Annotated in this window: 10 protein-coding genes; 7 read left to right on the top strand and 3 right to left on the bottom strand. The window is 72.6% G+C overall.

Annotated elements, in window-relative coordinates; genetic code table 11:
- The first annotated feature begins 5 nt into the window (after positions 1 to 5).
- The 6 genes from D1J63_RS03850 to D1J63_RS03825 all read left to right on the top strand — a co-directional run bounded on the left by D1J63_RS03850 (position 6) and on the right by D1J63_RS03825 (position 8,141).
- Positions 6 to 1,274 (top strand): cytochrome P450, encoded by a 1,269-nt coding sequence (locus tag D1J63_RS03850; protein ID WP_125627722.1) that lies wholly within the window; start codon positions 6 to 8, stop codon positions 1,272 to 1,274.
- Positions 1,271 to 2,131 (top strand): alpha/beta fold hydrolase, encoded by an 861-nt coding sequence (locus D1J63_RS03845; protein WP_125627721.1) that lies wholly within the window; start codon positions 1,271 to 1,273, stop codon positions 2,129 to 2,131. The genes D1J63_RS03850 and D1J63_RS03845 overlap by 4 nt, the downstream gene beginning before the upstream one ends.
- 80 nt (positions 2,132 to 2,211) lie before the next feature.
- Positions 2,212 to 2,940: a class I SAM-dependent methyltransferase gene (locus tag D1J63_RS03840; RefSeq protein WP_125627720.1), complete on the top strand. Its 729-nt coding sequence runs from the start codon at positions 2,212 to 2,214 to the stop codon at positions 2,938 to 2,940.
- Positions 2,937 to 4,853, top strand: coding sequence for an ABC transporter ATP-binding protein (locus D1J63_RS03835; protein WP_125627719.1), 1,917 nt, complete (start codon positions 2,937 to 2,939; stop codon positions 4,851 to 4,853). The genes D1J63_RS03840 and D1J63_RS03835 overlap by 4 nt, the downstream gene beginning before the upstream one ends.
- Complete coding sequence (locus D1J63_RS03830; protein ID WP_125627718.1) at positions 4,850 to 6,607, top strand: ABC transporter ATP-binding protein; 1,758 nt, start codon at positions 4,850 to 4,852, stop codon at positions 6,605 to 6,607. The genes D1J63_RS03835 and D1J63_RS03830 overlap by 4 nt, the downstream gene beginning before the upstream one ends.
- Positions 6,608 to 6,689: 82 nt before the next feature.
- Entirely contained in the window at positions 6,690 to 8,141 is a 1,452-nt protein-coding gene (locus D1J63_RS03825) for a salicylate synthase (protein WP_125627717.1), read from the top strand.
- A 59-nt stretch (positions 8,142 to 8,200) separates the two neighbouring features.
- On the opposite strand, the gene D1J63_RS03820 is transcribed toward D1J63_RS03825, so the two are convergent.
- Positions 8,201 to 10,504 (bottom strand): FdhF/YdeP family oxidoreductase, encoded by a 2,304-nt coding sequence (locus D1J63_RS03820; protein ID WP_125627716.1) that lies wholly within the window; start codon positions 10,502 to 10,504, stop codon positions 8,201 to 8,203.
- Positions 10,505 to 10,536: 32 nt separating this feature from the next.
- On the bottom strand, positions 10,537 to 11,049 hold the full coding sequence (locus D1J63_RS03815) for an SRPBCC family protein (protein ID WP_125627715.1): 513 nt from the start codon (positions 11,047 to 11,049) through the stop codon (positions 10,537 to 10,539).
- Positions 11,050 to 11,423: 374 nt separating this feature from the next.
- Between D1J63_RS03815 and D1J63_RS03810 the strand changes: the two genes are divergently transcribed.
- Entirely contained in the window at positions 11,424 to 11,825 is a 402-nt protein-coding gene (locus D1J63_RS03810; protein WP_206436752.1) for a TM2 domain-containing protein, read from the top strand.
- A 13-nt stretch (positions 11,826 to 11,838) separates the two neighbouring features.
- Here D1J63_RS03810 and D1J63_RS03805 read toward each other — a convergent pair whose 3' ends face one another.
- A complete protein-coding gene (locus D1J63_RS03805) occupies positions 11,839 to 12,381 on the bottom strand; it encodes a DUF1707 domain-containing protein (protein WP_125627713.1) in 543 nt (180 codons plus the stop codon).
- Positions 12,382 to 12,404 lie beyond the last annotated feature (23 nt).

Here is a 12,404-nt window from a genome sequence, read left to right as displayed (position 1 = left end):
CCTCAATGAGAACCCCCGAGACGACCCCCGCGGCATCGGCCGCTCCCGGCCGATCCGCCGAGGACGCCGCACCGGACCCCGCCACCCCGCCCCGGGACTTCCCCGTCCAGCGGGGCTGCCCCTTCGCCGCGCCCGCGGAGTACGACGCGCTGCGCACCCACGACCCGGTCGCCCGCGTGACCCTGCCGACCCGCCGGGAAGCGTGGGTGGTCACCCGCTACGACGACGTACGCGAACTGCTCTCCGACCCCCGGGTCAGCGCCGACATCAGCCGCCCCAACTTCCCCGCCCTCGGCGAGGGCGAACAGGAGGCCGGAGCGAGGTTCCGCCCCTTCATCCGCACCGACGCCCCCGAACACACCAAGTACCGGCGGATGCTCCTGCCGGTGTTCACGGTGCGCCGGGTCCGGGCGATGCGGCCCGCCGTGCAGGCCCGCGTGGACGAGATCCTGGACGGCATGCTGGCGGCCGGCGGCCCGGTGGACCTCGTCTCCGCGTACGCCAACGCCGTCTCCACCTCGGTGATCTGCGAACTGCTCGGCGTCCCCCGGAAGAACCTGGAGTACTTCCGGGACGTCACCCGGATCTCCGGCTCCCGGCACAGCACCGCCGCGCAGGTGTCCGAAGCCCTCGGCGGCCTCTTCGGCCTGCTCGCCGAACTGGTCGCCGAACGGCGCGAGGAGCCCCGGGATGACCTGATCTCCAAACTGGTCACCGACCACCTGGTCCCCGGCCACGTGACGAAGGACCAGCTCCTGTCCACCCTCGGCATCACCATCAACGCGGGCCGCGAGACCACCACCAGCATGATCGCCCTGAGCACCCTGCTCCTGCTGGACCGGCCGGAGCTGATGGAGGAACTGCGCCGCGACACCTCGCTGATGCCCGCCGCGGTCGACGAACTCCTGCGCGTCCTGTCCGTCGCCGACTCCATCCCGCTGCGCGTCGCCGCCGAGGACATCGACCTGTCCGGCCGGACCATCCCCGCCGACGACGGCGTGATCGCCCTCCTCGCCGGGGCCAACCACGACCCCGAGCAGTTCGACGACCCCGAGCGGGTCGACTTCCACCGCACCGACAACCACCACGTCGCGTTCGGCCACGGCGTCCACCAGTGCGTCGGACAGCACCTCGCCCGGCTGGAGCTGGAGGTCGCCCTGGAGACACTCCTGCGCCGCGTCCCCACCCTGCGCCTCGCCGGCGACCGGGACGACGTCACCGTCAAGCACGACTCGGCCACCTTCGGCCTCGAAGAGATGATGGTGACCTGGTGACCGGGCCCGTACCACCGAGCGCGTCCGCCCCGTACGACGCCCGCCCCTCCGCCCGCGCCGCCCGCGCCGACAACCCGTGGATCCGGCGCTGGAGCGACGGCGCCTCGCCCCGGTTCACGCTGGTCTGCCTGCCGCACGCGGGGGGCAGCGCGGGCTTCTACCGGCCCTGGGCGGCCCTGATGCCGGCCGAGGTCGAACTCCTCGCGATCCAGTACCCCGGCCGCGAGGACCGCTTCGAGGACCCCGGGGCGGCCGGCATGGAGGAGCTGGTGGAGGCGGTGGCGGACGCGGTCGGGCCGCTGCTGGACCGGCCGTACGCCCTCTTCGGGCACAGCATGGGCTCCGCCGTGGCCTGGGAACTCGCCCACGAACTGCGGCAGCGCGGACTGCCCGGCCCGCGCCGCCTGTTCGCGTCGGGCCGGGCCGCCCCCGGCACGGCGGTCACCGGGCAACTCCATCGCCAGGACGACGACGTCCTGAGCGCCGAACTGGCCCGGCTGGGCGGCACGAGCCGGGAGGTCCTGGACGATCCGGGGCTGCGCTCCCTGGTCCTCACGGCCGTACGCCACGACTACCGCGTCATCGAGACATACCGGCCGCCGGCGGACCGGCCGCCGCTCTCCTGCCCGCTGCACGTCCTGACCGGCAGCACGGACCCGGAACTCGGCGCGGAGCGGAGCCGCGACCGGGCGGGCGGCTGGGCGGACCTCACCACCGCCCGCACCGAGGTCCGCGTCTTTTTTGGCGACCACTTCTACCTCACCCCGCGCCGCCGCGAGGTGGTCGCCACCGTACTGCGCAGGCTGGACCCCTCCCTGACCACCGGCGGCGCCCACGTCTGGCCGAGCACCCCCTGACCCCCCTCTGCCCCCAACCCTCAACCCCGAGCCCCCAGCCCTGCCCCCGACCCCCGACCCCCGACGCCCGGAGACCCGACGTGATCGACTACTACTCGACCTCGGCCGAGTTCTACGAACTGGTCGCCACCCGGCACACCGCCAGCAGCGGCCCCCCGCTGACCGGTGTGCTCACCGGCCTGGACGTGTCGCACGGCCCCGTCCTCGAGATCGGCGCGGGCACCGGGCGCGTGACCGAGGTCATCGCCGCCGCCCTGCCCGAGGCGGAGATCCTCGCGGCCGAGCCGTCGGCCACCATGCGCGCCATGCTCACCTCCCGGGTCGCCCGCGACCCGGACCTGCGCCGGCGGGTGACCGTCGTGGACGGGTCCGCCCAGGACCTCGTCCTGCCCGAACGCCTCTCCGCCGTGGTCGTCTTCGGCGTGGCCGGTCACCTCACCGTCCCCGAACGCGTGACGCTGTGGAAGCGGCTCGCGGACCGCCTGCCGGACGGCGCACCCCTCGTCGTCGAACTGATGGGTGTCTCCTCCCCGCGCGTCATCCCGCCGGTGATGTCCCTCAGGGAGACCATCGGCCGCCAGACGTACGAGTGGTGGATCGGCGGCGAACCCACCGAGGGCGACGCCATGCGGTTCACCACCACCTGGAAGGTCCTGCGCGAGGGCCGCACCGTGCGCGAGGTCGCCGACAGCTACGTCTGGCACACCTTCGACGTGGCCCGACTGGCCCGCGAGGCAGGCATGACCAGCCGCCGGATCACCGAGGCCGGAGGCAGGCCCGTCCCCGAAATCGGAGTACTCGTCAAGTGAAGTCACCATCGCCCGGCCCCGGCCCGGCCCCGGACGCCGCAACCGGTGGCGCGGGCACCGGCGCCACACCGTCGACCCCGCCGACTCCGCCGACCCCGCCGACCCCGCCGACTCCGCTGCGCACGCTGGCCGAGCCCGTCCGCGGCCGGCTCGCGGCCGCCGTCGGCCTCCAGACCGTCGCCGCCCTCGCCGGAGTCGTTCCCTTCATCGCCGTGTCCCGCATCGCCGAGCGCCTCACCGCGGGGCCCCCGGCCGACGGCGACGCCCTCTGGCCGCTGGTGACACTGGCCTGCGCGGCGGGCCTCGTCGCCCTGGTGTGCGGCACCGCGGCCGGCGCCCTCGCCCACCTCGCCGACAACGACCTCCAGCTCGCCCTGCGTCGCCGGCTCGCCCGGCACATCGGCCGGCTGCCACTCGGCCGGCTCACCGACCGGGGCACCGGCGAGGTCAAGCAGGCCGTGCAGGACGACGTGAGCGCGTTGCACACCCTGTTCGCCCACACCCTCCTCGACGTCGTCTCCGTACTCACCGCGCCCGTGCTCACCCTGGTCTACCTGTGCACCGTGGACTGGCGGCTGGCGCTGGTCGGCGTGGTGCCCCTGCTGCTGGGCGTGTTCCTGTTCGGCCGGGCCATGGCGGGCGCGGCGGCGCAGATGGCCGAGTTCGGCGCCGCGGTGGGCCGGATCTCCTCCGCCGCCGTGGAGTTCGCGTCCGGCATCGCCGTCTTCAAGAGCTTCGGGCGCGGCGGCAGGGCCCACGAGCGTTTCGTCCGCGCGACCGAGGACTTCGCCGACTTCTTCGCCGGCTGGGTCCGGTCGACCCTGGCGAACTCCACCGCCGCGGTCCTGGTGGTCACCCCCGCCGTGGTCCTGCTGCTCCTGTCCGTGCCGGGCGCGCTGTTCGTCACCCGGGGCTGGACGACCGGTGCCGAACTCGTCCCCTTCCTCCTGCTCGGCCCCGCCGTCGCCGCGCCCATGGGCGTCGTGGGCCCCCGCATCCAGCAGATCCGGGCCGGCCAGGCCGCCGCCGTACGCGTCACCGAACTCCTGGCCGCCCCGACCCTCCCCGAACCGACGACCCCGGCCCTCCCGGACGGCCACCACGTCCGGCTGCGCGGGGTGTCCTTCTCCTACGACGGGCACACCGACGTCCTCAGCGACGTGGACCTCGACCTCGCGCCCGGCACCGTCACCGCTCTGGTCGGCCCCTCCGGCTCGGGCAAGTCCACCCTGGCCTCGCTGCTGCCCCGCTTCCACGACGTCACGGCCGGCACGGTGACCCTCGGCGGCGCCGACATCCGGGACATCCCCGCGAGCGAGCTGTACCGCCGGGTCGGCTTCGTCCTCCAGGACGTACGGCTGCTGCGGGCGAGCGTCGCCGACAACATCCGCCTGGGCCGCCCCGACGCCACCGACGCGGAGGTCGAGCGGTGCGCCCGGGCCGCACGCATCCACGACCGGATCACGGCCCTGCCCGACGGCTACGCGACCGAACTCGGCACGGCCGTCGCCCTCTCCGGCGGCGAGGCGCAGCGCCTGTCCATCGCACGGGCACTGCTCGCCGACGCGCCCGTCCTGGTCCTCGACGAGGCGACCGCCTACGCGGACCCGCACTCCGAGGCGCTGATCCAGGACGCGCTGTCCGCGCTCGCGGCCGGCCGCACCCTGCTCGTCATCGCCCACCGGCTGGCCACGATCCGCACCGCCGACCGGATCGTGGTGCTGGAGGACGGACGCGTCACCGAACAGGGCCGCCACGACGATTTGCTGGCCGCCGGCGGGCGCTACGCCGCGCTGTGGCAGGCCCAGCGCACCGCGCCCCCGAGCGAGACCGACGGCCTACCGCAGCACCGGCCCGCACCCGGGGGAGCGGACCCGGCGGCGGACGACGTCCGAGAGGGAAGTGCACGATGATCCGTCACCTCTACCGCGTACTGGGCCCGGAGGGCTCCCGCCCGCTGAACCGGCTGCTGGTGCTCCAGTCCGCCGCGGCCGTCCTTGAGGGCGTCGCCTTCGCCCTCCTGGTGCCCGTCGTCGAGACCCTGCTCGGCACGGAGCCCGACGACGTCCTGCCCTGGCTGACGGCGTTCACCGGCTGCGTCCTCGCCCATGCCGTCCTCCAGGGCGCCGCCATCGGCGGAGGGTTCACCGTCGGCTCCCGGCTCTCCCGCGCGCTGCACCGCCGCATGGCCGACCAGGCGCTGCGCCTGCCGCTGGGCTGGTTCACCGCCGGGCGCACGGCCGAGTTCAGCAGGCTGGCCGGACAGAACGTCATCCAGGTGATGAGCACACCGGCCCACCTGCTCCGCCCGTTCATCAACTCCCTTCTCACCCCCGTGACGCTGGTGGTCGCCACCTTCTTCTTCGACGTCCGCACCGCCCTGGTGCTCCTGGTCTGCGCGCCCGTGCTGTACGCCGTCCAGCAGGCGAGCACGGCGCTGATGCGCCGCCTGGACCTCGGCCGCGACGCCGCGATCGGCGAGTCCGCCGACCGGGTCCTGGAGTACACCCGCAACCAGCCGGTCCTGCGGGCCTTCGGCCGCACCGCGGAGGGCTACGGCGCGCTGGACGACGCCCTGGCGGCCGAGGCGCGCGCCGACCGGCGGCTCATCGCGCGCGGCCTGCCCGGCCTGGTCTCCTTCACCTTCGCCACCCGGCTCGTCTTCGCCCTGCTGCTCGCCCTCGGGGTGTCCTGGCAGCTCGACGGGTCACTCACCGTCCCCACCCTGCTGGCGCTCCTGGTGCTGCTGGTCCGCCTGATCGACAGCGTGTCCTCCGCCGCCGAGGCCGGCGCGGGCATGCGCATCGCCCGCAACACCCTGGAACGGCTCGGCGAGGTCCTCGACGAGCCACCCTTCCCCCGGCCCGCCCGGCCCAGGACCCCCCGCGACGCGAGCGTCGAGTTCGAAGGGGTCGGCTTCCGCTACGACACCGGCGGGGCGGACGGACCCTCCTCCCGCCCGGTCCTGAAGGACGTGACCTTCCGCCTCCCCGAGCGCAGCACGACCGCCCTGGTGGGACCCTCCGGCGCGGGCAAGACCACGGTCGCCGCGCTGCTCGCCCGCTTCCGGGACACCACCGAGGGCACCGTCCGCGTCGGCGGCGTGGACGTCCGCGAGATCGCCGCCGACGACCTGGCCGACCACGTCTCGCTCGTCTTCCAGGACGTCTACCTCTTCGACGGCACCATCGAGGAGAACGTCAGGATCGCCGCCCCGGACGCCGGCCCGGCCGAACTGGCCGAGGCAGCCGCCCTGTCCGGGCTCGACCGGGTGATCGAGGAGTTGCCCGACGGCTGGAACACGAAGGCCGGGGAGGCGGGCGCCCGGCTGTCCGGCGGGCAGCGCCAGCGCGTCTCCATCGCCCGCGCCCTGCTCAAGGACGCCCCGATCCTCGTCCTCGACGAGGCCACCGCCGCGCTCGACCAAGAGAACGAGGCGCTGTTCGCCGAGGCCGTGCGCACCCTCGCCGACCGCAAGACCCTGCTGGTCATCGCGCACCGGCTGAGCACCGTCGTCCACGCGGACCAGATCCTCGTCCTGGAGGACGGCGAGATCACCGAACGCGGCACGCACGACGACCTGGTCACGGCGGGCGGCACCTACGCCTCCTTCTGGCACCGGCGGACCAGGGCCCACGGCTGGCGACTGGAGGCGGCCCGCCCATGACCCCGCACCGGCACCAGCACTCCACCGGAACCCGGCAGCGGCGACAGCTACAGCTACAGCGGCACGAGGAAGGCACGACACGATGAACAACGGCCCCCGGAACACCTGGGACGCGTGGGCGGGTTCCGTACCGCCCCTCAGCTCCACGAGCACCCTGGAACCCGGCCACGACGCCGCAGCCACGGCAACGCGCCTGGCCCGGGCCGCTCTCGCCGACCAGTACGTGGTGTACGAGGGGGAGGGCGGCGTCTGGCACTTCGCGGCGGGCTCGGCCGTCAGCCTCACCGCGCACGCGGACGAGGTCACCGCACGGGCGGCCGGACGCACCTGGACCTCCCGCACCGACGGCAACCCGCTGACGGCGTTCGCGGCAGCGCTGCGCGCCCTGTCCCACCCGGGCGGCGCGTCCGACGGGGACGACGCGCACGGCGGACGCGACGGCGGACGGCACTTCTACGGCTGGGCGGCCTTCGAACTCGCCCACCTCCTGCACGCCGACCCCGCGGCCACCGGCGACGGACCGCTGCTGCACGCGCTGATTCCGTCCGTCGAGGTCACCCTCACCGGCGACCGCACCGTGGTCCGCGCGGTGGACGAGGCATGGGCACGCAAGGTCGCCGACCTGCTCGCGGAGCCACCGGCACGACGGCCCGCACCCGACGGGGCGAGGCCCGAGGGCGCCGAGGGTTCCGAGGACGTCATCGCCGCCGGCACCGACGCCTACGGCAGCGCGGTGGCCCGGACGGTCCAGGACATCCGCGCCGGGCTGCTGGAGAAGGCCGTCCTGTCCCGGAAGGTCCCGCTGCCCGTCGTGCCACCGGTGGACTTCCCCGCGACCTACCTCGCCGGCCGCCGGGCCAACACCCCGGCCCGCTCCTACCTGCTGGACCTCGGCGGCTACCGGGCGGCCGGATTCAGCCCGGAGACCGTCCTCGAAGTCGGCGGGAACGGCCGCGTCAGCACCCAGCCCCTCGCGGGCACCCGCGCCCGCGGCGCGGACCCGGCGGAGAACGACCGACTGCGGGGAGAACTGCTCACCGACCCCAAGGAGATACACGAACACGCCGTGTCCGTACGCCTCGCCTGGGACGAGATGGCCGCCGTGTGCCGACCCGGCTCCGTGGTGGCCGAGGAGTTCATGGCCGTCCGGCCGCGCGGCCCGGTCCAGCACCTGGCCTCGCGGCTGACCGGCCACCTCCGCGAGGACGCCGGACCGTGGGACGCCTTCGCCTCCCTCTTCCCCGCGATCACGGCCACCGGTGTCTCCAAACGCGCCGCCCTTCAGGCCCTGGCCCGCCACGAGCACGGCCCCCGCGGCCTGTACGGCGGCGCGGTCTTCCGGGGCGGCACCGACGGCGCCCTCGACGCCGCCCTCGTCCTGCGCACCCTCATCGGCGAGGGCGAGAGCACATGGCTGCGCGCGGGTGCGGGAGTCACCGCCCACTCCAGCCCCGAACGGGAGATCGAGGAGACCTGCGAGAAGCTCCGCAGCGTCGCCCCGCACCTGCGGTTCGCGTCCCCTCCCTCCGCTTGAAGTCGCCGCGTCGTTCGGTCACCCCGCCGGCGGCTCACGCTGCCGGGTCGGGGGAAGGCTCATTCCGAGGCCCCGGAATCCCCGGGTTCCAGGCGGACCACCAGACCCTTCGACGTCGGCTGGTTGCTGATGTCCGCCACGCTGTCCAGCGGCACGAGGACCTGCGTCTCCGGGTAATAGGCCGCCGCGCAGCCGCGGCTGGTCGGATAGGGAACGACCTGGAAACCCTCCGCCCGGCGCTCCGTCCCGTCGGTCCACACGCTCACCACATCCACGCCCTGCCCCTCGGACAGCCCGAGTTCCGTGAGGTCCTCCGGATTGACCAGCACGACTCTGCGACTGCCGTGGATGCCGCGATAGCGGTCGTTGTTCGTGTAGGGGATCGTGTTCCACTGGTCGTGCGAGCGGAGCGTCTGCAGCAGCAGGTGTCCCTCGGGCGCCTGCGGCATCTCCCAGTCGTTGCACGTGAACAGGGCCCGGCCCGTGGACGTCCCGAAGACGCCCTCGTTGACCGGATTCGGCAGACTGATGCCGCCCGGCCGGGTCACCCGCCGGTTGAAGTCGTGGAAACCGGGGACGACGTTGGCGATCCTGTCACGGACGGCCCCGTAGTCGGCCTCGAACCGCGCCCAGGGAATGCCGGCTCCGCCGTCCAGGGTGCGGCGCGCCAGCCGGCACAGGATGGCGACCTCGCTGAGCAGCAGACGGGACGCCGGTTGCAGACGCCCCCGCGAGGTGTGCACCTCGCTCATGGAGTTCTCGACGGTGACGAACTGCTCGCCGCCCGACTGGACGTCCACCTCGGTACGGCCCAGGGTCGGCAGGATGAGCGCGGTCTCGCCGCAGACCGTGTGCGACCTGTTGAGCTTCGTGGAGATGTGCGCGGTGAGCCGGCACCGTCGCATGGCCTCCTCGGTGAAGGCGGTGTCGGGGGCGGCCATCACGAAGTTTCCCGCCACGCCCAGGAAGACCTTGATCCGCCCCTCGTGCATGGCCCTGATCGCGTTCACGGAGTCGAGCCCGTGGCCCCGGGGCGGATCGAATCCGAACTCGTCACGCAGCGCGTCGAGGAAGGAGTCGGGCATCTGCTCCCAGATGCCCATCGTGCGGTCACCCTGCACGTTGCTGTGCCCGCGCACGGGGCAGGCGCCGGCCCCGGCCCTGCCGAGGTTCCCGCGCAGCAGCAGGAAGTTGACGATCTCCCTGATCGTCGGGACGCCGTGCTTGTGCTGCGTCACCCCCATGGCCCAGCAGACGACGACCCGCTCGCTGCGCAGAACGTCGTCGCGGACTCGCTCGATGTCCGCGCGGGCCACCCCGGTCGCCCGGAGCACGTCCTCCCAGGCGATGGACCGGGCGTGCCGGGCGAACTCCTCGAAACCGCTGGTGTGCGAGCCGATGAAGTCGTGGTCCAGTACGGCACCCGGCCGGGCGTCCTCGGACTCCAGCAACAGCCGGTTGAGCCCCTGGAACAGCGCGAGATCGCCACCGCTGCGAATGTGCAGGAACCGGTCGGCGATCCGCACCCCGCCACCGATCACCCCCCGGGCCTTCTGCGGGTTCTTGAACCGCAGGAGCCCGGCCTCCGGCAGCGTGTTGACCGCGATGACACGAGCCCCGTTGAGCTTCGCCTGCTCCAGGGCGGAGAGCTGGCGCGGGTGATTGGTTCCGGGGTTCTGACCGACGAGGAAGATCAGGTCGGCGTGGTGGAGGTCCTCGAGGCTCACCGTCCCCTTGCCCGTGCCCAGCGTCTCGTGCAGGGCGAATCCGCTGGACTCGTGGCACATGTTGCTGCAGTCGGGCAGGTTGTTGGTGCCGTACGCCCGGGCGAAGAGCTGCAGTACGAAGGCGGCCTCGTTGCTCACCCGGCCCGAGGTGTAGAAGACCGCCTCGTCGGGCGAGTCCAGTGACCTCAGTTCGTCGGAGAGCAGGCCCAGCGCGTCGTGCCAGTTGATGGGCTCGTAGTGGTCCGAGCCCGGACGCTTGACCATCGGCTCGGTGAGCCGGCCCTGCTGGTTCAGCCAGAGGTCGGAGCGCCCGGCCAGCTCGGACACCGAGTGCCTGCGGAAGAAGTCGGCGGTGATCCGCCGCGAGGTCGCCTCGTCGTTGATGTGCTTGGCGCCGTTCTCGCAGTACTCGTTGAGGTGCCGGTGACCGGGGGAGGGGTCGGCCCAGGCGCAGCCCGGACAGTCGATGCCGCCCACCTGGTTCATGTTCAGCAGCGTCACTCCGGTGCGCCGGACGGACGTCTCCTCCAGGGAGTACCCCAGCGCGTGGGTCACCGCCGGTACGCCCGCCGCCCACCTCTTCGGCGGGGTCACCGCGAGTTCGTCCTGGGGCTCTTCGCTCGGTGGCCTGTGCATCAGGGGAATCTCCCGCTTTCTCGCCGCTCGGATCAGCCCACGGGCCATCGGGGTACGTGGCATCGCGGTGGCTCGGACTCCACCGGACGGACGTGTCCGTTGCGGATGGTGCCCCTCCAGCCCTCGTTCCCCTCGCCCAGGCCCTCGACGAATTCCCTGAAGTGCGCCAACTCCGCCCGGAGCACGCGTCGCACGAGACCGAACGTGTCGCACAGCAGGACCGCGGCGCCCGGTCGCACGATCCGGAGGTGCACCGTGACCGCGGTACGGTCGGGCGCCGTCGCGTGGAAGGTCACCTCACCCCGGTGCCGTCCGTCCAGGCTCCGCCATGCCACACAGGTGTCCGGCTGCTGCTCGGCGATCTCCGTCGCGAACTCGTGACGCACCGGCCCGACACCCAGGGTCCAGCGGGTGAGGGACGGTCTGACCTGCTCGACCTTCACCACCGAGGTCATGAATCGCGGGAACGTCTTGAACTGGGTCCACTGGTCGTAGACGGTGCGCACCGGCACCGCGACCCGGACCGTCTCTTCGATCGTGGTCATGGCTCGCCTGTCTGCGATGACTGGTCGTCCCAGTGTCACCGCCCCGTCGACGGCCTGCCACCTGGATCTTGGGTCGGGGAGGGTCCCGCGCACGAGCTGCCGTGCGGCAGTGGATCGGGCCCCGCTGTGACAGAATCATGACGAGAACTGACAAGGGAGTGACTCCACCTCGGTAACATCCTCGCTGCCTTCGATTACCACCTCGCGGGGTATATGTGCCATGCCCGGACGAACGTCTGGAACTGGACTGGACGCCGTTGACAGCGACTGGTCAGTCTGGGAGTGGCGCTGTCTCGCGGCAGGGAGGACATGCACGGTCGTCCCCTTGTGATCGCCCCAGCCCACGCACCACGTCCGTTCGGAGGACCCCGCCCGTGAGCCACCAAATCCCCAACGACCCGCACGGCCGGCCGCCATGGTCACTCGGCAAGGCCGAGCGCGACCACGACGCCTTCGACGAAGACCTGGCCGGTGAGGTCCGGCCCGCCGCGGCGCGGGGCCCCGGTCCAGCCGGTCATACGTCCGACACCCTGGCCCCCTACGGGTACGACCCGTTCGGGCGGCCGTACTCGGACAAGTCCAGGCACGTCGCGGGAGCGCTCTCCATCTTCCTGGGCCCACTCGGCTTCGGCCGCTTCTACACCGGCCACAACGCCATGGCGCTCTGTCAGCTCTTCACGCTGGGCGGCCTGGGCGTCTGGACACTCATCGACGGCATCGTCCTGCTCACCGTCAAGGGCAAGACGGACTCCGAGGGTCGGGTTCTGCGGGGTTGACGTCCCGGCGTGATCAGCTGCGGCGGTGCCTGATCCGCAACCGCCCGTACCCCATGGTCCCGGAGATCCGGATGCGAGGCCTGCCCGAACCGCCGCGCGGTGGGGCTTTGTAGGACGGTTGCTTCCACGCGGCGTTCAGGCCCTCGTAGTCGACCGTGGCCTCACGGGGCACGACGATCCAGGCCCACCCGTACTCCAGGTGCAATTCGATGTCGACCACCGGGTGCTTGATGGTCGCTCGCGACAGGTCCAGGTACACCTTGCCCATCTGGGACGTGACCTTGAAGACCTGGGGCACCCGCCATGCGCCACGCCGCCGGATCAGGCCGCCGACGGAGTCCACGACGACGGTCGGCTCCTCGTCCCCGGCGGGCAGTGAGTCCAGGGCCGACGTCAGCTCGCCGGGTGTCGTGGCGGTGAGCGCGACGTGCAGTCGCGCGTCCATCTCCTCCTGGGCGATGTGCCCGTCGGAGAACGCCTCTTGGAGTCGTTCGACAGCCAGGTCGCGCTCCACTTCGGAGATCCGCGACGGCAGGTTTTCTGGCACGGAGGACATGTCACAACCATAGCGTCGGTTGC

The sequence above is a fragment of the Streptomyces sp. KPB2 genome (assembly GCF_003950055.1).
GTDB lineage: Bacteria > Actinomycetota > Actinomycetes > Streptomycetales > Streptomycetaceae > Streptomyces > Streptomyces salinarius.
This window is presented reverse-complemented; position numbering and strand designations above follow the sequence as displayed.